A 22,548-nucleotide genomic window follows, 5' to 3' on the forward strand; every position below is an offset into this window, starting at 1 on the left:
GTCAGTCCTTTACCGCGCCGCCCAGTCCGGAGACCAGACGCCGCTGCACGAGTACGAAGAAGACCAGCACCGGAATGGTCATCACGGTGGACGCCGCCATCACCCCGCCCCAGTCGGGGTCGTCGGGTTTGTAGAACACCAGCAGCGCCATCGGCAGGGTCGACCGGGAGATGTCGCTGATGATGAACGACTTGGCGAACAGGAAGTCGTTCCAGGCGGAGATGAACGAGAACACACTGGTGGCCACGAGGCCCGGCAGGACGAGCGGGAAAAGGATCTGCCAAAGGAACCGCGCGCGGCTCGCGCCGTCGATGTACGCGGCCTCCTCCAGCGCCTCCGGAACGCCCTTCACGAAGCCTCTGAGCATCCAGATCGCGAAGGGCAGCGAGAAGGCGATGTGCGGCAGGATCAGCGACCACAGCGTGTTCAGCTGGCCGAGATCGCGCATCACGAAGAACAGGGGGATCGTGAGCGCCTCCACCGGCACCATCTGGGCCACCAGAAACATGATCAACAGGGTGGTCCGCAAACGGAACCGGAATCGCGTCACGGCGGTCGCGGCGAGAAACGCGATGAACGCGGAGGCGATCACCACGGCGACCGCGACGACGACGCTGTTGAGGAAGTAGCGGCCGAAATCCTGCTGCCCGAACACCCGCCGGAACGAGTCCAGGGTGGGCGCCGCCGTCCACGGCCGCGGCTCGCTGGACTCGATCTCCCCGGCCGGCTTGAAGGCGCTCAGCACCATCCAGTACAGCGGGAACGCCACCACGGCGGCGACCACCAGGGCGGTCACCTCGGCCGCCGTCCGGCCCGGGCGCCGGACCAACCGCCGCAGAAGATTCACCCGGGGTTCCGCGTCTTGGCTCACGAGGCTCACAGTTCCTCCCCCTGGCGGCGCAGCAGCCGCAGGTACACCAGCGTCACGGCGAGCAGGATCAGCAGCATCACCACGCCGATCGCGGCGCCCAGGCTGTACTGCGAGGACGCGAACGCCTTCTGGTAGGCGTAGACGTTGAGCACCAGGTTCTGTCCCGCGATGCCCCCGCCGCCCGTCATGACGTAGATCTGCGTGAAGACCTTGAAGTCCCAGATGACCGACTGGATGGTGACGACGACCAGGATCGGGCGGAGCATCGGCGCGAGCACCGACCGCCAGATCCGCCACTGCGACGCCCCGTCCAGCGCGGCCGCCTCCAGCACCTCGGCGGGCACGGCACGGATGCCGGCGTAGACGGTGACCATCACGAACGGGAAGGAGCACCACACCACTTCGAGCAGCACCAGGAAGAACGCGCTGAACCGCCCGTACGTCCAGGAGTGGTCGCCGAGTCCCAGCACCCGGTTGACGGGCCCGAAGTCGGCGTCGAAGAGGAACAGCCACACCGTGGACCCGGTGATCGCGGGAGTGGCCCAGGCGCCCAGCGCGGCCAGCATCAGCGCCAGCCGCGGCACCGCCCGCACCCGGGTGAGCAGCACGGCGAGCGCACACCCCACGGCCAGCGTGGAGACGACACAGGCCGCCGCGAACACCACGGTGGCCAGCAGCACCTCCCAGAACTGCCCGTCCGAGAACAGCGCGGAGTAGTTCCCGAACCCTTCGAAGGTGGTCGGCTCACCACCGCTGACCTGGGCCTGGGTGTAGTGGAAGACCGAGATGAGCCCGAGCTGGTAAATGGGATAGGCGAGCAGCCCTCCGAGGACCACCAGGGCGGGCGCGAGATACAACCAGGGTGTGCTGGAGCGCCCCCTCCGGGGGCGCGGGGCTGTACCGAATTTGCGGCTACCGCCGCGTGGGCGCGCCAACCCCCCACGCACCGGCACCCGCGAACGCTCCAGAACCCCCGCCCCCGTAGGCCCCTTCACCCGACCGACCCGAACGCGTCGTTCATCTTCTTCGCCGCATCCCCCGACGCAGTAGCCACGTCCTTCTTGCCGGACACCACTTCCTGGAACATCGACGGCAACACCTGCCCCGCATCGATCTGCGCCCACGCCGGCGACGCCGGCACGAACTTCGTGTCGGCGGCCAAGGTCGCCACGAACGGCTTCACGAACGCCTCCTTCGCAGCCACCTGCTGCCGCACGTCCGAGAAGGTCGGCAGGAAGCCCATCGCCTCGAACAGCTCGCCCTGCGCCTCCTTGGAGGCGAGCCGCTTCATCAGGTCGACGGCGAGAGTGCGGTGCGTGGTGGACTTGAGCACGCCGAGGTTGTTGCCCCCGGCGAACGCGGGCGCGATCGACCCGGACTTCAGGCCCGGCAGCGGGACGACCGCGTACTTGCCCTTGACCTTGCCGGCCTCCACGGCCGCGTGGCTGAAGTCGCCGCCGATCGCCATGGCCGCCTTGCCCGCGGCGAAGGCGGTGATCGTGTCGTTGCCGGTCATCGCGGCGCACTTGGCGGCCGGGCAGTTGTCGTCGCCGAACAGCGAGGTGTAGGCCTCGATGCCCTTGCGCGCGGCGGCGCTGTCGATGGCGGCGGCGTACGAACCGCCCTTGCCGGTGGCGAGTTCGCCGCCGTGGGCCCAGATGAAGGGCATCGCGCCGTAGGTGTAGGCGCCGCCGACGGCGAGGCCGTACAGCTCGGGCTTCGCGGCGCGGATCTGCTTGGCGGTGGAGATCAGCTCGGCCTGTGTCTTCGGGACGTCGAGGCCGAGTTCCTCGAAGACGTCGGTGCGGTAGTACAGGGCGCGGACGCCGACGAAGTAGGGGGCGCCGTAGATCTTGCCGCCGACGGTGACGGACTGGCGGGCGGTGGGGTCGGTGTCCTTGGCCTCGTCCCAGGCGGCGAACTCCTCGGTGACGTCGGCGAGTCCGCCGTCCTTCACATAGCCCGCGGTGTCGGTGTTGCCGTACTCGATGAGATCGGGCGCGGACTTGGGGTCGTTGAAGGCCGCCTTGATGCGCTGGGCGCGAGTCTCGACGGGTATGTACTCGACGGTGACGTCGGTGCCCTCGTGCGCCTTCTCGAACTCGGCGAGGACGGAGTCGACGACCTCTTCCTTGGGCTTGTTGTTGACCTCCTGGAAGAGCCAGACGCGCAGGGTGCCGGTCTTCTCGTCCTTGTCGGAGGAGGAGTTGCCGGAGGTCTGGGGGGCGCAGGCGGCGGTGGCGAGGACGGCCGCCACGGCGACCATGCGGACGGACAGCTTCATGGAGTGCTCCTCCGAGTGCGTTGCAGCATACGCAATGGCGATTTCGCTGTGCACAACAACACCGGAGGCTAGGGACTGGGTGAACCACGCCACAAGAGGTCTCAACCACTCTGTGACCGGCCGGCGCACCCTGCGCAACGGGCAAGCAGCACAAAGGCCCCCGCGGGCACGCAAAGCGCACCCCGGGGGCCTCGGAGGACTCGGACCGGCCGTCAGGAGGGGAAGGGGACTACTTGCCGTCCTTGCCCTTGTCGTCGCCGCCGTCGCCCATGGACTCGTAGATCTCCTTGCACATGGGGCACACCGGGTACTTCTTCGGGTCGCGGCCGGGCACCCACACCTTGCCGCACAGCGCCACGACGGGAGTGCCGTCGAGGGCGCTCGCCATGATCTTGTCCTTCTGGACGTAGTGGGCGAAGCGCTCGTGGTCACCGTCGCCGTGGGAGGTCTGCGGCGTCGGCTCGACGAGGGTCCCCGTACCAGTCCCGCGCTCGGGCTCAAGAGTGCTCATAACAGCCAAGGGTACTGAAGCCCGCGCGGCTCAGTTGAGCGAAGGGTCGTCCGGATACGTGGCGACCATCGCCAGCTCGTTGCGCTGCCGGCGCAGCACCTCGCGCCACAGCCGCTCGGGCGCCGGGCAGGACACGTCACCGGGCTCGGACTCCACCACGTACCAGGCGCCGTCGACCAGCTCGTCCTCCAGCTGGCCGGGACCCCAGCCCGCGTAGCCGGCGAAGATCCGCAGCGAGCCGAGGACGGAGGCGAGCAGCTCCGGCGGGGCCTCCAGGTCGACCAGGCCGATCGCGCCGTGCACCCGGCGCCAGCCCAGCGGCGGCTCCTCCCCCGCCGCCCCGCCCGGGACGACGGCGACGCCGAGGGCCGAGTCCAGCGACACCGGGCCGCCCTGGAACACCACGCCGGGTTCGCCGGCCAGGTCCGCCCAGCCCTCCAGGATGTCGCCCACGTCCACCGGCGTCGGGCGGTTGAGGACGACACCGAGGGAGCCCTCCTCGTCGTGGTCGAGAAGGAGCACCACCGCGCGGTCGAAGTTCGGGTCCGCCAAGGCGGGAGTGGCCACGAGCAGCCGCCCTGTGAGCGAGGACACCTCGGTCATGCCAGACATGATCCCGCATCTTCCCGCCGCGCGGGGAGGCAATGCGGGTGACGGAGTGAACACGGCCGCCGCGCGCGAGAGCGTCCAGGTCGGGCGTCGTCCGGCCGAGGTGAAGGGGTGCGGACGGGCGTCCGGGAGCGCGCCCGGCGCACGACACCGCGCGGTGACCCCGCGTGGCCGCCGTTGAACGGTTCGTGTTGTGACAGACCCATGACGTTCCCAGGGCCTCCTCGGGCTTACAGAAGGGGGGTGAAGGGCGATTACCCTTTCCCTTCTGACCCTCTGCCCCACTCCACGGAACGCGAGATTCATGACCGTCAACGACGTCGATGACGTACTGCTTGTCCACGGCGGAACCCCGCTGGAGGGCGAGATCCGGGTCCGCGGTGCGAAGAACCTCGTGCCGAAGGCCATGGTCGCCGCGCTGCTGGGCAGCTCACCGAGCCGGCTGCGCAACGTTCCGGACATCCGCGACGTCCGGGTCGTCCGGGGTCTGCTCCAGCTGCACGGCGTGACGGTCCGTCCGGGCGACGAGCCCGGCGAACTGGTGCTCGACCCCACCTACGTGGAGAGCGCCAACGTCGCTGACATCGATGCCCACGCCGGTTCCTCGCGGATCCCGATCCTGTTCTGCGGCCCGCTGCTGCACCGCCTCGGGCACGCGTTCATCCCGGGTCTCGGCGGCTGCGACATCGGCGGACGCCCCATCGACTTCCACTTCGACGTGCTGCGGCAGTTCGGCGCGACGATCGAGAAGCGCGCGGACGGCCAGTACCTGGAGGCTCCGCAGCGGCTGCGCGGCACCAAGATCGCCCTGCCGTACCCGTCCGTCGGCGCCACCGAGCAGGTGCTGCTCACGGCGGTCCTCGCGGAGGGCGTCACGGAGCTGTCCAACGCGGCCGTGGAGCCGGAGATCGAGGACCTGATCTGCGTCCTCCAGAAAATGGGCGCCATCATCGCGATGGACACCGACCGGACGATCCGCATCACCGGTGTGGACAAGCTCGGCGGCTACACCCACCGCGCCCTGCCGGACCGCCTGGAGGCCGCCTCCTGGGCGTCCGCGGCGCTCGCCACCGAGGGCGACATCTACGTCCACGGCGCCCAGCAGCGCTCGATGATGACGTTCCTCAACACCTACCGCAAGGTCGGCGGCGCCTTCGAGATCGACGACGAGGGCATCCGTTTCTGGCACCCGGGCGGGCAGTTGAAGTCCATCGCCCTGGAGACCGACGTGCACCCCGGCTTCCAGACCGACTGGCAGCAGCCCCTGGTGGTCGCCCTGACGCAGGCCACGGGCCTGTCCATCATCCACGAGACGGTCTACGAGTCCCGCCTGGGCTTCACGTCCGCGCTCAACCAGATGGGCGCCCACATCCAGCTCTACCGCGAGTGCCTCGGCGGCTCCGACTGCCGCTTCGGCCAGCGCAACTTCCTGCACTCCGCGGTCGTCTCGGGCCCGACGAAGCTCCAGGGCGCGGACCTCGTGATCCCCGACCTGCGCGGCGGCTTCTCGTACCTGATCGCCGCCCTGGCCGCCCAGGGCACCTCCCGCGTCCACGGCATCGGCCTGATCAACCGCGGCTACGAGAACTTCATGGAGAAGCTCTCCGCCCTCGGCGCCAAGGTGGAACTCCCGGGCAAGGCCCTCGGCTAGACACCCCGGCGCAGACACCGATGGGGCGGTCACCCAGTGTGGGTGACCGCCCCATCGACGTTCACTGCGACGCCCCTTTCAGGGGCGCGGGGAACTGCGCGACAAGCCACAACGACGCCGCACCCGCCCACGGGCACCTGGCCGAACGGCGTTGAAACGCGCAGGCGCGCAGGCGCCTTACTTACCCTTGGCCGCTTCCTTGAGCTTCGACCCCGCCGACACCTTCACGCTGTACCCCGCGGGGATCTGGATCGGCTCACCGGTCTGCGGGTTGCGCGCGGTGCGCGCAGCGCGGTGGGTGCGCTCGAAGGTCAGGAAGCCGGGGATGGTGACCTTCTCGTCGCCCTTGGAGACGATGTCGCCGACGACGTCGGCGAACGCGGCCAGCACGGCGTCGGCGTCCTTGCGGGTCACCTCGGCGCGGTCGGCCAGCGCGGCCACCAGCTCACTGCGGTTCATGTTGTTACTCCCGTGTTCTTCTTGCCGTTGAGGCGTGCCACGCGGCGGAGCCGCATGTCGGGCACGGCGAAAGCCGATGCTGCCAGGTTCCTCGGTGAGTCCCCGGACCCGGGTCCTTCGTCGGACCCTCGCGCCCAGGGACGCATCCTGCCTCTACCTGCGGCGGTAATGCCAATCCGGCACCCGCAGGAGTCGTGAGAACACCCGAGGGAGTCACACGAAGAGCGCCACGGCCTCCGCACGGTGACGCTCCGTCCGCTTCCGGCAGCGGACAGACAGGGGGCCGGAGCCCAGGTCCGGCCGCCACCCTAGAGGGCGGCCAGGACTACGGGTTCCGCGACGCGCCGGATCAAACCCCGTGGCGATCCTCACAACGTGCGGATCGCCGCCGATGTCACGCGCCGGCGGCCTTGGCGGCCTCGCGGACGGCGCCGGCGACCGCGCCCGCGACCTTCTCGTTGAAGACGCTGGGGATGATGTAGTTCGGGTTCAGCTCGTCCTCGGTGACCACGTCGGCCAGGGCCTGCGCGGCGGCCAGCATCATCTCGGTGTTGACGGTGCGGGACTGGGCGTCCAGCAGACCGCGGAAGACGCCCGGGAACACCAGCACGTTGTTGATCTGGTTGGGGAAGTCGGAGCGGCCGGTGGCCACAACCGCCGCCGTCTGACGGGCGATTGCCGGGTCCACCTCGGGGTCGGGGTTCGCGAGCGCGAACACGATCGCGCCCTCGGCCATCGCGGAGACGTCCTCGGCGCCCAGCACGTTGGGGGCGGAGACGCCGATGAAGACGTCCGCGCCGCGCACGGCCTCCTTCAGCGTGCCGGTGAGGTTCTCCGGGTTGGTGTTGTCGGCGATCCAGCGCAGCGCGGAGCCGGGGGCGGCGTCGACCAGGTCCTCGCGGCCGGCGTGCACGACACCCTGGATGTCGGCGACCACGGCGTTCTTGACCCCGGCGGCCAGCAGCAGCTTGAGGATGGCGGTGCCGGCCGCGCCGGCGCCGGACATGACGACCCGGATGCTCTCGATGGACTTGCCGGTGACCCGCAGCGCGTTGGTCAGGGCGGCGAGCACGACGATCGCGGTGCCGTGCTGGTCGTCGTGGAAGACGGGGATGTCCAGGGCCTCGCGCAGCCGGGCCTCGATCTCGAAGCAGCGGGGCGCGGAGATGTCCTCGAGGTTGATGCCGGCGAAGCCGGGGGCGATCGCCTTGACGATCTCCACGATCGCGTCGGTGTCCTGGGTGTCCAGGCACAGCGGCCAGGCGTCGATGCCGGCGAACCGCTTGAAGAGGGCGGCCTTGCCCTCCATGACCGGCAGCGCGGCCTTGGGGCCGATGTTGCCGAGGCCCAGCACGGCGGAGCCGTCCGTCACGACCGCAACGGAGTTGCGCTTGATGGTGAGGCGGCGGGCGTCCTCGGGGTTCTCGGCGATCGCCATGCAGACCCGGGCCACGCCGGGCGTGTAGATCATGGACAGGTCGTCACGGGTGCGGATGGGGTGCTTCGACGCCATCTCGATCTTGCCGCCGAGGTGCATGAGGAACGTACGGTCGGAGACCTTGCCGAGGCTGACGCCCTCGATGCCGCGCAGCTGTTCGACGATCTCGTCGGCGTGGGCGGTGGAGGTGGCCGCGATGGTGACGTCGATCCGGAGCCGCTCGTGGCCCGACGCGGTCACGTCGAGGCCGGTCACCAGGCCTCCGTGGGACTCGACTGCCCCGGTGAGCTGGGACACCGCGGTTCCTCCCGCGGGCACCTCCAGCCGGATGGTCATCGAGTAGGAGACGCTGGGCGCCGTTGCCATGGCCGACTTCCTCTGCTTTTTCAACCGTGTCGCGAATCGTGCCGTCCGATCGTCGCACCTACCACCGAGTACGTGGTAGCCGCCTTGGATTGCGGACGTTGTGTTCATCGCCGTCTGCCGTCAGACGGAAAGCGGGTTCCACCATACGAGAGGCCGACGGGGCAGCAGAAGGGCCCCCGTCACACCAGAAGGGCCCCCGTCACATCTCGTGACGAGGGCCCTTCGAACGCTTGGTGACACCGACCCGCCATGCTCGCCTCGCGGCAAGTGGTCGCTCGAAGCGACTAAGGTTGGGCCCGGGGGCTTGGATCGAGCCGGTGCCACGTCCAGGCTAACAAACGGATCGCCCGGGGCCATTCCCATGACGCGGGGATATTTCCCGCATCCCTCGGCCGGGCCGCCCCGGCCGCCGCCCGCTCAGTCCCGCAGCAGGTCGGGCACCCCCGCGGCGTCCGGTTCGTCCCGCTCGGCGGACACCACGGTGAGCTGCTGCGTGGCCCGGGTCAGAGCGACGTAGAGCACCCTGAGGCCGGCCGGGGACTCGTCGGCGATCTCCGCGGGCGAGACGACCACCGTCGCGTCGTACTCCAGGCCCTTGGCCTCCAGGCTGCCGAGCGCCACCACCCGGTCGCCGAGCCCGTCGAGCCAGCGCCGCGCCTCCTCGCGCCGCCGCATCGCGACGACCACGCCCACCGTGCCGTCCACCCGCTCCAGCAGCCGGGCGGCCTCGGCGCGCACGGTGTCGCCCAGCGCCCCCGGGGCCACGGCGAAACGCGGCTCGACGCCCGTGGAGCGCACCGCGCGCGGCGACTCGGAGCCCGGCATGGCCAGGGCGAGGACCTTCGCCGCCAGCTCGGCGATCTCGGCCGGGTTGCGGTAGTTCACGGTCAGCTCGAAGCGGCGGCGCGGACGGGTGCCGAGGGCCTCGTCGCGGGCCTGGGCGGCCTCGTCCGGGTCGGACCAGGAGGACTGGGCCGGGTCGCCGACGACCGTCCAGGTGGCGTGGCGTCCGCGGCGGCCGACCATGCGCCACTGCATCGGTGTGAGGTCCTGCGCCTCGTCGACGATGACGTGGGCGTACTCGACGCGCTCCTGGGCCAGCCGCTCGGCCCGCTCGCGCTGGGTCTCCTCGCGCACCGGCATCAGCTCCTCCAGGCCGGTGAGCTGGTCCAGCGGATCCATCTCGCGCTTCTTGCGGGGCCGGGCGGGGGCGCCCAGGACCGCCTGGAGCTCGTCCAGCAGCGCGATGTCGTGCACGGAGCGCCCGTCCCGCTGGAGGGAGCGCGCCAGCTTGCGCACCTCCCCCGGGTTGAGGACGCGCCGGGCCCAGCGGCCGAGGCGCCGCTCGTCGGCCATGGCGTCGAGGACGGCGGCGGGGGTGAGCTCCGGCCACCAGGCGTCGAGGAAGGCGGTGAAGTCGTCCTCGGAGGTGATGTCCTCGTCGAAGGAGGAGCGCAGCTCGGCGGCGAGTTCGGGGTCGGTGTGCCGGTTGCCGGCGCCGGAGCGCTCCCACAGGGCGTCCAGGAGCAGCTTGCGGGCGCGGGGGCGCAGCAGGTTGACCGGGGCGGTGCCGCCCAGGGCGGTGCGGCGGACCTCCGCCAGCTCCTCCGCCTCCAGCTCCAGGCGCCGCCCGAAGGCGACGACCCGCAGCCGCTGCGGCGAATCGTTCAGCTCCAGGGCGCCGCGCGCGGCCTTCCTGAGCAACCGGAGCATGCGGTACGAGCCCTTGATCCGGGCCACGGCCGGGGAGTCGTACACGGTGGCCTCCGCGCCGTCCACGAGGGAGCCGATGGCGCGGATGGCGACCTGGCCCTCCTCGCCGAGGGACGGCAGCACGCCCTCGGTGTAGGCGACGAGCAGCGGGGTCGGGGAGACGATCAGGATGCCGCCCGCGTACCGGCGGCGGTCCTGGTAGAGCAGGTAGGCGGCACGGTGCAGGGCGACGGCGGTCTTGCCGGTGCCGGGGCCGCCCTCGACGTAGGTGACGGAGGCGGCGGGCGCGCGGATCACCAGGTCCTGCTCGGCCTGGATGGAGGCGACGATGTCCCGCATGGTGTGCGTACGGGCCTGGCCGAGCGCGGCCATCAGGGCGCCGTCGCCGATCACGGCCAGCTCCCGGCCGTCGAGGGCGGCCGTCAGCTCGGGGCGCATCAGGTCGTCCTCGACGCTCTGCACCCGGCGTCCCTTGGAGCGGATCACCCGGCGCCGCACGACCCGGCCCGGGTCGACCGGGGTGGAGCGGTAGAAGGGCGCCGCGGCGGGCGCCCGCCAGTCGATGACGAGCGGGGCGTAGTCCTCGTCGAGGACGCCGATGCGGCCGATGTGCAGGGTCTCGGCGATGTCGGCGGTGTTGTCGGGGCGGACGGCGCCCTCGGCGGGCTCGACGGCGGTGTACGCGCCGTCCGGGCCCTTCTTGCCGTCCTTGCCGAGCAGCAGGTCGATCCGGCCGAAGAGGAAGTCCTCGTACTCGTTGTGCAGCCGGTTGAGGTGGACGCCGGCCCGGAAGACCTGGGCGTCCCGCTCGGCGAGGGCGCCGGGCGTGCCGACATGGCCGCGCTGGGCGGCGTCGCGCATGAGGAACTCGGCCTCGGAGATCTTCTCCTCGAGGCGCCGGTACACCCGGTCCAGGTGTTCCTGTTCCACACGGATCTCCCGGTCGCGAACGGAGTCGTGAACCGGGACGACCGCGGATTCCTGTTGAGCCTGAGCGGCCACCGGGCCCCCTTCTGACGTGCTGGGCAGCCGTCAACCGTACGCGAAGGGGGCCCCGTGAGGCTACGCGTCGACCTCGACGAGCGTCTTGCCGTCGAAGGTGGCGATCACGAAGTGGTCGATCTGGTTGCGCTCGAAGGCGGCGCCGCCCTGGACGTACAGCGGCTGCTTGCCCTTGTCGGTCGCGGCGTCGGGCAGTCCGTAGCCCTCTCCCGTGACCGCCCAGGAGTTCACCGTCTCGCGCTCGCCGTTCTTGCCGACGGCGATGAGCGAGCACTTCTGTTCGCCCTTGACGTTCTTCAGCTCGGTGATGATCTCGGTGCCCCAGAGCTTGTCCGCCAGGGCCACGGTGGCGGTCACCCCGGTGCCGGGATCGGTCGCCGTGACCTTCTCGGAGCTCTTGTCGAAGGCGTCCTTCGCCGGGTTGGCCGCCAGCGTTCTGCTGGTGTTGCCCCCGCCGCCGCTGCCGTCGTCCCCGCCGCTCGCGGCGACGGCCACGAACGGGCCGCTGACGATCAGCGCGCCGGCCGCGGCGACCATGTAGAAGTTCCGGCGGCGCTTGCGCGCACGGCGCTCGGCGACCTCGTCGACCAGCTTCTCCACCACGCGCGGCGACGGCTTGGCGGACAGCGACTCGCCGATCGCGGGCGATCCGGCGGCGTCCGGCAGGTCCGCGAGCGCGGCCAGCATCGGTTCCATCCCGGCGAGTTCGTCGAGCTGCTGGGCGCACCACTCACAGGTGGCCAGATGCGCCTCGAAGGCGGTCGCTTCGGCGTCGTCGAGAATGCCGAGGGCGTAGGCACCGACGGTCTCGTGTTCGTTCGGCACCGGTGATCCCTCCATGGCACCAGACATACCCGTCCCGCCCGTGCCGAATCCCTGGTTTCCCCCGTACACACTCATCACGCCGTCACCCCCCGCTCCTCCAGAGCCAGCTTCATCGACCGCAGGGCGTAGAACACCCGCGAGCGTACGGTGCCGCTCGGTATGCCGAGTGTCTGGGCCGCCTCATTGACGGTACGCCCCTTGAAATAGGTCTCGACGAGGACTTCCCGGTGCGCCGGGGTCAGGTCGTCGAGTGCGTCCGACAGCGTCATCAGCCACAGCGCCTTGTCGATCTCGTCCTCCGCGGGGATGACCTCCAGCGGCGACGGATCGACCTCCTGCGGCCGGGCCTGCCGGCTGCGGTGGCCGTCGATGACGATGCGGCGTGCGACCGTCACCAGCCAGGGGCGTACCGAACCGGTCGCCCGATTGAGCTGACCGGCGTTCTTCCAGGCACGGATGAGCGTTTCCTGGACGACGTCCTCGGCGCGCTGCCGGTCTCCTGCGACCAGCCTGAGGACGTACGCCAGAAGGGGTCCTGCGTGCTCGCGGTACAGCGCACGCATCAGCTCCTCGTCAGGTTCCGAGGGCTGTGAAGACATGCGATGTCGGGCCCTCGTTCCACGTTCATTGGCCACGGCCGCATCCTTGCGCACGCCCACCTCCGGTGTCCGGGGGATCCCCCAGTCGGTCGCTCGACAACCGGTACGCACGGAGGGGGTGGGGTGTTCAAAGAGAGACGGCAGTTTTCTCGCGGGGATCACGACGACCGGGACATGCACCCACATTCCCCCCGCCCCTCCTTCACATTTCCGACACAGCGCGGGCGGGAGAGCGCCGAGGGGCGGGCGCAAGGGCCCAACGGGGGCGTGATGGACATCACTTGAGCGGTTTTCGGGATTCCCGGCGCGCGAAAACCGCGAAGGGGATAAGGGAGTTCAATCGGACGCACGAGGGCGCCGACGGCCGGCGCGGGTGTTCAGGCACGGGTGCGCGGGTGTTCGAGCACGGGTGCGCGGGTGTTCAGGCGCGGGTGAGGGCTGCCGTACGGCGGCGGTGCCGGGCCACGCGCTCGCGGTTGCCGCACACCTCGCTGGAGCACCAGCGGCGCCGCCGGCCCCGGGACGTGTCGACGTACACGATGGGGCAGTTGTCGCCCTCGCACTGGCGCAGGCTCGCGCGGGCGGCCGGGTCGGTGAGCAGGTCCACCGCGTCCCGCGCCACCGCGCCGAGCAGCGCGTCGCGGCCGGGCGGGCCGTCGAGCCGGCGCACCAGCGTCCCGTCCGCGCCGGGCACCGCGCGGGGCGCCGGGGGCGCGGAGCGGGCGAGGTCGTTGACCCGGGCGAGCGCGCGGCCGTACGACGGGGAGCCGGGCGCGCGCACCAACGGGACGAGATCCGCGCGCAGTTCGCGGAAGGCGTCCAGCCAGGACGGGTCGGCGTGGGTGAGCGGAGTGCCCTCGGGGACGAGTCCGGCGCCGGTGATCCAGGCCCGCAGCGCGTCGACGGAGCCCAGCCGTTCCTCCGGATGGGTGGTCGCGAGCAGATCCAGGCAGACCCGCCCGGTGTCGAACCTCAGCTCGTAGGACGCCGTGACCGTGCCCAGTGCCATGTCCTGCCACCGCCTAGGTGGGCCCCCGCGCGCGTGGGGGCCGTGCGCGAACCGGGAAACGTTCTGTCTCCACAGTGCCCGCCCGTCCCGGCCCCCGGAACCCCTCCTGCCGCGTGCATTCGGCTCGGCCTCCCCGCGCGGAGGAGTCCGGCGGGGCGGAGGCGGCTTGTGCCGCCGGGTCAGACCGCCGCGTCGTACTTGGCGTCCGCCGCCGGGTCGAGGGCGAGGCGGTAGCCGCGCTTGACCACCGTCTGGATCAGTTTCGGGGCGCCGAGGGCGGTGCGCAGGCGGGCCATCGCGGTCTCCACCGCGTGTTCGTCACGGCCGGTGCCCGGGAGGGCGCGCAGCAGCTCGGCGCGGGAGACGACCCAGCCGGGCCTGCGGGACAGCGCCCGCAGCAGGGACATCCCGGCGGGCGGCACGGGCCGCAGCTCGCCGTCCACCAGCACCGCGTGCCCCCGGATCTCCACCCGGTGCCCGGCCACGGGCAACGTGCGGGCGCGGGAGGGGAGTTCGCGGCACAGCAGCTGGACCAGCGGGCCCAGGCGGAAGCGTTCGGGCTGCACCGTGTCGACGCCCCGCGCCTGGAGCGGCAGGGCGGTGACCGGGCCGACGCAGGCGGGCAGCACGTCGTGCCCGAGCGCGGCCAGCAGGTCGTCGGCCAGTCCGCGCTCCTCGGCGCGGGACAGCAGCGACGCGGCGGCGGGCGCGCTGGTGAAGGTGACCGCGTCCAGGGTGCGGGCGACGGCCGCGTCGATCAGGCGGTCCACCGGCCCGATGTCCTCCGGCGGCAGCCACCGGTACACCGGTACGCCCAGCACCTCCGCTCCCCCGGCGCGCAGCGACTCCACGAACCCGGGCAGCGGCTCGCCGTGCAGCTGGACGGCGATGCGCAGCCCGTCGACGCCCTCCTCCAGCAGCCGGTCCAGCACCTCCGCCATCGACTCCGAGGCCGGCGACCACTCCTCGGTCAGCCCGGCCGCCCGGATCGCGCCCTTCACCTTCGGCCCGCGGGCCAGGATCCGCACCTCGCGCAGCCGCTCCAGCAGGTCCTCGCCGAGCCCCCAGCCGTCCGCGGCCTCCACCCAGCCGCGGAAGCCGATGGCGGTGGTGGCGACCGCGATGTCCGGGGCCCGCCCGATGATCTCCTTGGTGGCCGCCAGCAGCTCGCTGTCGTCGGAGAGCGGCACGATCCGCAGGGCCGGGGCGTGCAGCACCGCCGCGCCGCGCCGCTCCAGCAGCGCGCCCAGCTCGTCGGCCCGGCGCGCCGCGGTCACGCCCACGGTGAATCCCGCGAGGGGGCCGTGCTCCGGTGACTGCTCTCGTTCGTCGTCCATCACTCTCGTCCCGGCTCGAGTCGGCGTCCTGCACGGAGGTGCGGCTCCACGTCCGTGCCGAACGAGCCTGTCAACCAACCATGACAGGCTCGGTTCGGCTTCATGTCACCAGTGTTACGTCACCCGCCGTCATACCTCGGCATAGCTGAGCTGCGGCTTCTCCTCCGTGGCGGGGGACGCGCCGGCCGGGCGGGCGGCGGGCCGGCGGAGGTATACCGCCCAGGTGACCGCGAAACACACCGCGTAACAGGCGAGGAACGCCACGAACGCGCCGGTGCCGGAGCCGTAGGAGAGGAAGGACTGGCGGAAGGCGAGGTTGATGCCGACGCCGCCGAGCGCGCCCACCGCGCCGATCAGCCCCATGGACGCCCCGGAGAGCCGCCGCCCGTACGCGGCCGCCGCCTCCCCTTCGAGGCCCAGCGCGTGCGCCTTGGCCTGGAAGATGCCGGGGATCATCTTGTACGTCGACCCGTTGCCGAGGCCGGTCAGCACGAACAGCCCCACGAAGGCGACGGTGAACAGCACCAGCGACTTCTGCATCGAGGCGACGATCAGCACGGCGGTCGCCGCGCCCATGGCGACGAAGTTCCACAGGGTGATGCGCGCGCCGCCGTACCGGTCGGCGAGCGAGCCGCCCACCGGGCGGATCAGGGAGCCGAGCAGCGGCCCGATGAAGGTGACGTACGCGGCCTCCAGCGGGGTGCGGTCGAACTGGTTCTGGAGCACCTGCCCGAAGGCGAAGCTGTAGCCGATGAACGAGCCGAAGGTGCCGATGTAGAGGAACGACATGATCCAGGTGTGCGGGTCGCGCGCGGCGTCCTTGGCGGCGCCGGTGTCGTTCTTCACCGAGGCCAGGTTGTCCATGAAGAGCGCGGCGAGCACGGCGGCGACGACGATCAGCGGGATGTAGAGGCCGAGCAGCACCCGCGGCCCCCCGCTCGCGCCGATGATCGCGAGGGCGACGAGCTGGATGACGGGCACGCCGATGTTCCCGCCGCCGGCGTTCAGACCGAGCGCCCAGCCTTTCTTCCTCAGCGGGAAGAAGGCGTTGATGTTGGTCATGGAGGACGCGAAGTTGCCGCCGCCGATGCCGGCCAGCAGGCCGACGAGGAGGAAGGTGGAGAAGGACGTCCCCGGCTCCATCACGGCGAACGCGGCGACGGTCGGCACGAGCAGCAGGCCGGCGGAGACGATCGTCCAGTTCCGCCCGCCGAACACCGCCACGGCGAAGGTGTACGGGACCCGGACGACCGCGCCGACCAGCGTGACCAGCGACGTCAGCAGGAACTTGTCGGCCGGGGTCAGCCCGTACTCCGGTCCCATGAAGAGCACGAGCACGGACCACATGGTCCAGACCGAGAAGCCGATGTGCTCGGACAGCACGGAGAAGAGGAGATTACGGCGGGCGATCCGCTCGCCGGTGCGGTTCCAGAAGGTCTCGTCCTCCGGGTCCCACTGCTGGATCCAACGGCCGCTGCGGGCTGTCATGGGGCCTCCACTGCTCTCCGGGGCGCGGCGGTGCCGCGAGGGCTGGTCCCGAAGGTAGGGAGGGAGCGTTTCCGGTCTGTGGCACGCGGTGACCGGCAGGGAACGTTGCTCTCACCCCGGCGGGGGGCGGGGTGAGAGGAGTCCGTCACCGGTCACCGGGGGTGCGGTGAGGGGTCAGTGCTGCGGGGGCTGGCCGTAGGGGCCGGGCTGGCCGTAGGCGGGGGGCTGCTGGTTGTACGGGCCGGGCTGGCCGGGCTGCCCGTAGGCGGGCGGCTGCTGGGGGGCGTACGGACCGGGCTGCTGTTGCTGCTGCTGCGGGAAGGGCTGTCCGTACGCCGGCGGCTGCTGAGCGGGCGGGGCGTAACCCGGTGCCGGCTGCTGCTGCGGCTGCGGCGGGACCGGCGGCGCACCCTGGGCCTGTACCCCGTACGGACCGTACGGACCGCCCCCGAAGGGGTTGCCGTGGCCCGGCAACTGCCCGCCCGGGGGCAGATAGCGCACGCGGCCCGTCTCGTCCGTCACCGGGGTGAAGCCGGCCGCGTGGAGGCGGGCGGCGAACTTGGCGTTGCGCTTGCGGTTGACGGCGAACCCGATACCGAAGACCGCCATGAGGGCCAGCCAGATGATGGCCGCGATCACGAAGTCGTCCGAGGTGCCGCCCAGCCGGTAGGCGATGATCACGGCGCCGATGGAGACGCCGATCGCGCCGTAGCCCATCCGCTTCTCGGCGTTCTTGCCGGTGAGGTCGAAGTTGATGCGCGCCTTGAGCAGTTCGAAGGCGTCCGGCACCAGCGGCGGCAGGGAGACGCCGTCGTGGGCGTTGGGGTACTGCGCCCAGTTCTGCGCGGCGCGGGTCTGGGCCTGCGGGCTGAGGTCGGGCACGATCAGCATCTTCAGCTGGCTGTTGTTCCCGCCGCCCTGCCGGACATCCGCGTACTCGTACCCGAACTGCTGGGCGACGAAGGCGAGTCGGGCGAGTTTCTTCACGGATGCCATGGGACTGGTGAGCTCCACCGGCTCCCCGCTCGCCATCAACTGCAGCATCTTCTGCGTCTGCCGCTTGCTCATCCGCCCTCGCCCCCTGGCCCACCGTTCACTTCAGCAACAGGAGGCAGTGTGGCACGGCGGCCCGCCTCGAACCAGTTCAGCAAGTACCGTTCAGTGCTCGACCGCATGAAGTCGAACACCCCCGAGCCTGCCGAGTCCCGGGACCTGATCCACCGCCTCGCCAAGGAGACGTGAAGTCACCATGTCCAGCGGAACCGTGACGTACCCCGATGCAACGAGCACCTGCTCTACCTTCTCAAGGTCACTCGCGGCGAGCTCGCCTTCAGCGCGCGCTTCATCCGTTCCCAAGAACGCGCCGGGGTTATCGGCTGCCACCATTGCCAATGGCTTGAACTTGCTCACGAGGACAACGATCCTCGTCCCGCAGACTGTGGCTTCCCCGGGCACTTCGATGCGCCCGTACTGAGCGAAGTCTTGGATGTCTCTCGATCCCACAGGGCGTTGAGAAGCGGGGCGGGCCTGGCGGAGCGCCGGCCAGAGATGACCGGGTAGTTCGGTAGTTCGCCCCCGCGGCTCCGACCGCACCTGCCGGGTCCGGCGACGGACGGGTCAGGTGCAGTCGTCCGCGTCGGCGAGGGCGGCGGAGTCGGTGTTGGTACGGGGTTCGGGGCCACGTTCGGCGAGGGCGCTGACGGCGGTGATGAGGAGGGTGATGGCGACACCGCCGAGGATCGCCACCGAAGGGGACGCCAGGTCCAGGGCCACTGCGGACAGGGACGCGGTCGCGCTGTAGCCCACGCCCTGAACGGCGTACATCACCGAGTACGCGGCGGCGTGGGCGTGTTCGGGCAGGCGTTCCCGCAGGCTGAGGTTGCGGGTGACCATGACGCCGGACTGGAGGACACCCGCCAGGAGCAGTGCCGCGGCGATGCCGCCCAGGCCCGGCAGCAGGGTGATCAGGCAGACGCAGGCGGCGGTGACGGCGAGGAGAACCAGGCTCTGCACCCGCACCGGGCCGGGCCAGGTCCGCAGGCCGTAGCAGAGCGCGCCGACCGCGCCGGCCAGGGCGAACCCGGCGAGCAGCGGGCCGGACCAGCCGACGGCGATGTCCCGGTCCTCCAGGAGCGCGGGCAGGACGAGTTCGGCGGTGGCCAGCATCGCCATGGCGGCCGCGCTGGTGAGGTACACGGGCCAGCCGGACAGCAGGGTCCGTGTCATCGGCGCGGCGGAGCGCCCGGCGGACTCGGGGACCCTCTGCTCCGGGAGGAGGAACAGCAGCAGGGAGGCGGTGGCCGCGAGCAGCGCACCCAGCAGCAGCGGGGCGCCGGGGTGCACCTGGAGGGCCAGGAGGACCACCAGGCCAGGTGCCGCGGCCCAGACGCACTGGGTGAGGGTGGCCTCGGCGCTCAGTGCGCGGGGTACCAGGTCGTCGTCCACCAACCGGGTCAGGGAGGCCCGCAGGCCGCCGGGGCAGGCGGCCGGTGCCGCGCCGGCCAGGAAGGCGAGGGCCAGGAGGACGGGCGACGGGGCGGAGTGCGCGAACGGCAGGACGCCGAAGGCGAGCGCGCCTGCCAGGAGCCCGGCGGACAGCTCCCGCCGCATCCGGCCGTCGCCCAGCCGGGTGCCGAGCAGGGGGGCGCCGACGACCTCACCGAGGACGTACGCGGAGGCCAGGCTCGCGCCGAGGGTGTACCCCCCGGGGCTCTCCCTGCTGAAGAAGACCAGGGCCAGCGGGGCCATCGCCACCGGGACCTTGCCGGCCAGGGAGATCGCGGCCCACAGCAGGAGCTCACGGGTCATCAGCTGCCGGTAGCCGGGTCGTGCGGACAACGCGATCAGCCCTTCGCACACAGAGGGTCAGCCATTCCACGCTTGCTTTCTCTCTGCCGGCAAGGTGTTTCGTCATTGTGTTCACCGTCCTTTCCGGGAGCCACTACCCAAGTGAGTAGAACGGTCGGCGTGCGCGGATTACCCGGTCCAGTAGTGCGGCCGAACAGCGCGGTGGACAATCGCTGGGGACGTCCGTGGGCCGACCGCGCAGCCGGATCCCCGTACCTCGGGGTCGTAGCGAAACAAGACGATCGGGCGTGATGGTGAGGGGCGTCACCGCGTCGGGCCGCCGCGTGCGGAATGGTTGATTCCCGGTACACCGGTTCGGGCGGTTCCCGGGCCGGCGGTTCCTGGTCCTGGACGTCGTCACGGGGGTACAAGATGCCCGAAGTCAGGCTGCACGGACGCGAGGAGGAGCAGCGGCGCATCGCCGGCTTCCTCAACCGGGCGGAATCCGACGTGCCCGGAATCCTGGTCGTCAGCGGCCAGAGCGGCATCGGCAAGACCAGACTGCTGAGCGAAGCGGCGCGGTGCGCGCGCCGGCGCGGACTGGCCGTCCACCATCCGCGCACGGCGGACCTCGGGTCGGTGCCGGGCTACCCGCACTCCCCCGGCGACCGCGCGCTGCTGGTCCTGGACGACGTGGAGGTCCTGACCGCGAGTGAGCTTCAGACGCTGCTGCGAACCGTCCGGCAGGACCCCGCGACGTCGCCGACGCTGCTGCTCGCCCGCGCCGCCACGGCCCGGACCACGCCCTACGGGGCCGCCGGCGCCCAGGTGCACGCGCTGGAGCTGTCGCCGCTGACCGGCGGGACGATCCGCGGCCTGGTCCGTGACCTCATCGGTGTACCGCCGACGGCCGGGCTGCTGAACGTGGTGAACTGCGCCCACGGCAATCCTCGGCTGATCGTGGAACTGGTCGCGGGACTGGCCGAGGAGGGCCGCATCGGGCCCGAGGGCGAGCTGCTCCGACTCACCCCGCGGCGGCTTCCGGCGCGGGTGCGGGCCGCGGTCGACGAGCATCTACGGCAGTTGTCCAAGGAGTCGGTGCAACTGCTGCGGGTCGGCACCGTCCTCGGCCGTACCTTCCCGCTGTCGCAGGCGGCGGCCATGCTGGGCACCGGCACCGCCGCGCTGCTGCCCGCCCTCGACGAGACGGTGGCCGCCGGGCTGCTGACCTTCACAGACGACGGGATGAGCTTCCAGCAGCCGCTGCTCTGGCGGGCCGTGTACGAGTCGATCCCGGCGACCGTACGGGCCGCTCTGCACCAGGATGCGCAGCGGTGCGCGGGCCGGCCCCACGCTTCCGTCCAGGCTGTGGCCGACCTGGGCATGACCGAGCCGGGGCTGGTCGAGTTGGGGCTGGTCGAGCCCGGGCGGGGCAAGCCGGGGCGCCGGGGCAGCGTACGGGAGCAGGACGCGCCGGTGGCGCCAGGGGGCACGGGGACGACGGGCGCGATCGGGACGCTGCTGCGCACCGGGCACACCGAGTCGGCCGTCCTGCTCGTCCGCAGCGCGCTCGACCGGCGGCTCCCGGCCCCGGAGACACTGGTCCTGCGGGGCTTGATGGCCGACTTTCTGCTGGCGGGCGGGCAGGTGGACGCGGCGGACCCGGCCGGGCCGGCGGCCGGGTCCGTACCGCTCGCCGATGCTTGGGCCGACACCGTGATCGACCAGTTGGCGGGGGCGGGGCCGGAGGCCGGGCGAACGGCCGCGGTGGTCCTGTCAGGTCTGGAGTGGGCCGAGGGCCGTACGGCGGAAGCCGTCCGCTGGGGCCGCCGGGCCGTCGACCAGCCGCTGCCGCCCGTCCCTGCGGCCGGCGGCGCGTATCCCCGGGTTGCGCTGGCGGCCAAACTCGTCGCGCTGGGCGAGACCGAGGAGGCGGAGGTACTGCTCGGGCAGGTGTCGGCGGAGAGCGACGACGCCGTTCACCGGCCGGCCGCGAACCTGGTACGGGCGGCGGCGCATCTGCGGGCCGGGGACCTCGACGCCGCCCGGCGACGGGCGCGGGACGTCCGGTCGGCCGCGTCCGACGACGGGCTGTCGGGCCTCGCCGCCTGGGCGTGGGCCACGCTGTGCCGCATCGACCTGCTCGCGGGCGACACCGGGTCGGCGGCCGGGCACCTCGCCCGCTGCCGGGAACACCGGGCGGCCCTGGAGGCGCTCCCGTACCTGGCCCTGCGCTGCCACTGGCTGGACGTGCTGCTGCACGCCGCCCGGAACGAGGTCCGCGAGGCGGCCGGCCTGCTCGCCGCCGCCCCCGTGCCGCTGCCGTCCTCGCGCCCGCTGCTGCTGACGGAGCCGGGCGCGGCGGCCTGGTTCGTCCGCTTCTCCCGCCGGGCCGGTGACCCCGCGCTCGCCGATACGGCCCTCAAGGCCGTGGAGAAACTGGCGGCGGACAACCCGGACGCTCCCGACGTCCGGCTGGCCGCCGTGTACGCCCGCAGCCTGTACGAGTGCGACCCGGAGGGGATCGCGCGGGTCGCTGCGGAGCACGGCGACGCCTGGACCCGGGCCCGCGCGGCCGAGGACCTGACGGCTCTGCTGGACGAACGGCAGGTGTCATCGCCCCGACCCGGTCCGTGGACCATCCGCGAGCACGCGGGCCGGATGGCCCTCGTCGACGCCACGGCCCACCAGCGGCAGCCCGGTCCGGCCGGCGACGCGGAGGCGTTGACGGACATGGAGCGCACCATCGCCGAGTTCGTCGCACGGGGCCTGACCAACCGTCAGGTCGCCCAACGCGTGCACCTATCGCCGCACACGGTCAACTACTACCTCCGCCGCATCTACGGCAAGCTCGGCATCCGCTCCCGCGTCGCCCTGGCCCGCTACGTCCACGACCACGGCCTCGAACCGAGGGGAGCACTCAAGAGCCGGTGACAGGAACGGGCCGGCCGCGCCGGCGCGGTTCCGCGCCTGAATTCTGGATACCGCGGCGGCGACCGTTGCGGTTACGGGTTCCCCGTCCCACCGTCCGCGATGAACAGGGTCAGGGCGTGCTCCAGCAGCTCGAGGAACTGGCGTAGGTCGTCGGCCACCTTGTCGAGCTCCGGTTCGTCCAGTGACGCGGTCCGCGTGCGGTAGACCGCTCCGTCTCGACCCGCGACGTATGCCGGACCACCGCCGGTCGAGCCGATGACCAGACCGTGGATCTTCCTTCCCGGGCCGGTTTCGGTGATGCAGTGCTCCTGGAGCCGGTGCAGGACGTCAACGGCCGGCTCGAGGAAATGGCCGTTGCCGACATCCGGCCAGGTGACATCGCCGATGCTGTCGTAGAAGGTGATCAGGTCGGCCGATACAGGGGCGACTTGGGCCAGCCTGCGAGCCGCCGCTTGGTCGTCGTGGTCAGCCGCCCGGATCGCGTTGGTCCCACAGGGGAAGCCGTGCCGATCCTCGAACTCGTCTGTCATGGCCGTGAGAGCCCCGGAGACCCTGTCTGTCCACGAGGCCAGCCAGGCGGGCGAAAGCGATCGGTCACTCATGAGGCGGATCGTGGCACGAGCCGGGGACATGCACACCGCCCCAGGGGGCTGAGTACGCCGACG

Annotated in this window: 19 protein-coding genes; 2 read left to right on the forward strand and 17 right to left on the reverse strand. The window is 71.5% G+C overall.

What is annotated here, in order from left to right:
* Position 1: 1 nt before the first annotated feature.
* The 5 genes from ACFOSY_RS08825 to ACFOSY_RS08845 form a co-directional block, all read right to left on the reverse strand.
* Positions 2-847, reverse strand: coding sequence for a carbohydrate ABC transporter permease (locus ACFOSY_RS08825; RefSeq protein WP_394306245.1), 846 nt, complete (start codon positions 845-847; stop codon positions 2-4).
* 29 nt (positions 848-876) lie between these two features.
* Entirely contained in the window at positions 877-1,818 is a 942-nt protein-coding gene (locus ACFOSY_RS08830) for a carbohydrate ABC transporter permease (RefSeq protein WP_394306246.1), read from the reverse strand.
* Positions 1,819-1,862: 44 nt separating this feature from the next.
* A complete protein-coding gene (locus tag ACFOSY_RS08835) occupies positions 1,863-3,155 on the reverse strand; it encodes an extracellular solute-binding protein (protein WP_394306173.1) in 1,293 nt (430 codons plus the stop codon).
* Between the two features lie 229 nt (positions 3,156-3,384).
* Complete coding sequence (locus ACFOSY_RS08840; protein ID WP_394306174.1) at positions 3,385-3,666, reverse strand: DUF3039 domain-containing protein; 282 nt, start codon at positions 3,664-3,666, stop codon at positions 3,385-3,387.
* Between the two features lie 30 nt (positions 3,667-3,696).
* Positions 3,697-4,269, reverse strand: coding sequence for a YqgE/AlgH family protein (locus ACFOSY_RS08845; protein ID WP_006134440.1), 573 nt, complete (start codon positions 4,267-4,269; stop codon positions 3,697-3,699).
* Positions 4,270-4,579: 310 nt separating this feature from the next.
* Between ACFOSY_RS08845 and murA the strand changes: the two genes are divergently transcribed.
* Positions 4,580-5,926 carry a UDP-N-acetylglucosamine 1-carboxyvinyltransferase gene (gene murA, locus ACFOSY_RS08850; RefSeq protein WP_394306175.1) on the forward strand — a complete coding sequence of 449 codons (1,347 nt, stop codon included), beginning with the start codon at positions 4,580-4,582 and terminating at the stop codon, positions 5,924-5,926.
* A gap of 177 nt (positions 5,927-6,103) precedes the next feature.
* Here the strand turns inward: murA and ACFOSY_RS08855 are convergent, their stop codons facing one another.
* The 11 genes from ACFOSY_RS08855 to ACFOSY_RS08905 form a co-directional block, all read right to left on the reverse strand.
* On the reverse strand, positions 6,104-6,385 hold the full coding sequence (locus ACFOSY_RS08855) for an HU family DNA-binding protein (RefSeq protein WP_003990598.1): 282 nt from the start codon (positions 6,383-6,385) through the stop codon (positions 6,104-6,106).
* 394 nt (positions 6,386-6,779) lie between these two features.
* Positions 6,780-8,189, reverse strand: a complete 1,410-nt coding sequence (locus ACFOSY_RS08860; protein ID WP_394306176.1) for an NAD-dependent malic enzyme — start codon at positions 8,187-8,189, stop codon at positions 6,780-6,782.
* 417 nt (positions 8,190-8,606) lie between these two features.
* Complete coding sequence (locus tag ACFOSY_RS08865) at positions 8,607-10,904, reverse strand: HelD family protein (RefSeq protein WP_394306177.1); 2,298 nt, start codon at positions 10,902-10,904, stop codon at positions 8,607-8,609.
* Positions 10,905-10,964: 60 nt separating this feature from the next.
* On the reverse strand, positions 10,965-11,729 hold the full coding sequence (locus ACFOSY_RS08870; RefSeq protein WP_394306178.1) for a zf-HC2 domain-containing protein: 765 nt from the start codon (positions 11,727-11,729) through the stop codon (positions 10,965-10,967).
* Between the two features lie 74 nt (positions 11,730-11,803).
* Complete coding sequence (locus tag ACFOSY_RS08875; protein ID WP_078492847.1) at positions 11,804-12,388, reverse strand: sigma-70 family RNA polymerase sigma factor; 585 nt, start codon at positions 12,386-12,388, stop codon at positions 11,804-11,806.
* A gap of 361 nt (positions 12,389-12,749) precedes the next feature.
* Positions 12,750-13,337 (reverse strand): CGNR zinc finger domain-containing protein, encoded by a 588-nt coding sequence (locus ACFOSY_RS08880; protein ID WP_394306179.1) that lies wholly within the window; start codon positions 13,335-13,337, stop codon positions 12,750-12,752.
* Between the two features lie 179 nt (positions 13,338-13,516).
* Entirely contained in the window at positions 13,517-14,674 is a 1,158-nt protein-coding gene (locus ACFOSY_RS08885) for a uroporphyrinogen-III synthase (RefSeq protein ID WP_394306180.1), read from the reverse strand.
* A gap of 129 nt (positions 14,675-14,803) precedes the next feature.
* On the reverse strand, positions 14,804-16,162 hold the full coding sequence (locus tag ACFOSY_RS08890; protein ID WP_394306181.1) for a nitrate/nitrite transporter: 1,359 nt from the start codon (positions 16,160-16,162) through the stop codon (positions 14,804-14,806).
* A gap of 174 nt (positions 16,163-16,336) precedes the next feature.
* Positions 16,337-17,230: a hypothetical protein gene (locus ACFOSY_RS08895; protein ID WP_394306182.1), complete on the reverse strand. Its 894-nt coding sequence runs from the start codon at positions 17,228-17,230 to the stop codon at positions 16,337-16,339.
* Positions 17,231-17,320: 90 nt separating this feature from the next.
* Positions 17,321-17,572, reverse strand: a complete 252-nt coding sequence (locus tag ACFOSY_RS08900; RefSeq protein WP_394306183.1) for a hypothetical protein — start codon at positions 17,570-17,572, stop codon at positions 17,321-17,323.
* A gap of 207 nt (positions 17,573-17,779) precedes the next feature.
* On the reverse strand, positions 17,780-19,000 hold the full coding sequence (locus tag ACFOSY_RS08905; RefSeq protein ID WP_394306184.1) for an MFS transporter: 1,221 nt from the start codon (positions 18,998-19,000) through the stop codon (positions 17,780-17,782).
* A gap of 381 nt (positions 19,001-19,381) precedes the next feature.
* Between ACFOSY_RS08905 and ACFOSY_RS08910 the strand changes: the two genes are divergently transcribed.
* Positions 19,382-21,883, forward strand: coding sequence for a LuxR C-terminal-related transcriptional regulator (locus ACFOSY_RS08910; RefSeq protein ID WP_394306185.1), 2,502 nt, complete (start codon positions 19,382-19,384; stop codon positions 21,881-21,883).
* A 71-nt stretch (positions 21,884-21,954) separates the two neighbouring features.
* Here ACFOSY_RS08910 and ACFOSY_RS08915 read toward each other — a convergent pair whose 3' ends face one another.
* On the reverse strand, positions 21,955-22,485 hold the full coding sequence (locus ACFOSY_RS08915; protein ID WP_394306186.1) for an SMI1/KNR4 family protein: 531 nt from the start codon (positions 22,483-22,485) through the stop codon (positions 21,955-21,957).
* Positions 22,486-22,548: the final 63 nt, after the last annotated feature.

Origin of the sequence: Streptomyces lusitanus (assembly GCF_042647945.1) — a bacterium.
GTDB classification, from domain to species: domain Bacteria; phylum Actinomycetota; class Actinomycetes; order Streptomycetales; family Streptomycetaceae; genus Streptomyces; species Streptomyces pseudogriseolus.

What these genes read in the sequence shown, in the direction of transcription:
- ACFOSY_RS08845 (WP_006134440.1), bottom strand. Translation starts at nt 4,269, where the DNA reads ATGACCGAGGTGTCCTCGCTCACAGGGCGGCTGCTCGTGGCCACTCCC.
- ACFOSY_RS08895 (WP_394306182.1), bottom strand. Translation starts at nt 17,230, where the DNA reads ATGAGCAAGCGGCAGACGCAGAAGATGCTGCAGTTGATGGCGAGCGGG.
- ACFOSY_RS08835 (WP_394306173.1), bottom strand. Translation starts at nt 3,155, where the DNA reads ATGAAGCTGTCCGTCCGCATGGTCGCCGTGGCGGCCGTCCTCGCCACC.
- ACFOSY_RS08910 (WP_394306185.1), top strand. Translation starts at nt 19,382, where the DNA reads ATGCCCGAAGTCAGGCTGCACGGACGCGAGGAGGAGCAGCGGCGCATC.
- ACFOSY_RS08885 (WP_394306180.1), bottom strand. Translation starts at nt 14,674, where the DNA reads ATGGACGACGAACGAGAGCAGTCACCGGAGCACGGCCCCCTCGCGGGA.
- ACFOSY_RS08915 (WP_394306186.1), bottom strand. Translation starts at nt 22,485, where the DNA reads ATGAGTGACCGATCGCTTTCGCCCGCCTGGCTGGCCTCGTGGACAGAC.
- ACFOSY_RS08840 (WP_394306174.1), bottom strand. Translation starts at nt 3,666, where the DNA reads ATGAGCACTCTTGAGCCCGAGCGCGGGACTGGTACGGGGACCCTCGTC.
- ACFOSY_RS08880 (WP_394306179.1), bottom strand. Translation starts at nt 13,337, where the DNA reads ATGGCACTGGGCACGGTCACGGCGTCCTACGAGCTGAGGTTCGACACC.
- murA (WP_394306175.1), top strand. Translation starts at nt 4,580, where the DNA reads ATGACCGTCAACGACGTCGATGACGTACTGCTTGTCCACGGCGGAACC.
- ACFOSY_RS08860 (WP_394306176.1), bottom strand. Translation starts at nt 8,189, where the DNA reads ATGGCAACGGCGCCCAGCGTCTCCTACTCGATGACCATCCGGCTGGAG.
- ACFOSY_RS08855 (WP_003990598.1), bottom strand. Translation starts at nt 6,385, where the DNA reads ATGAACCGCAGTGAGCTGGTGGCCGCGCTGGCCGACCGCGCCGAGGTG.
- ACFOSY_RS08890 (WP_394306181.1), bottom strand. Translation starts at nt 16,162, where the DNA reads ATGACAGCCCGCAGCGGCCGTTGGATCCAGCAGTGGGACCCGGAGGAC.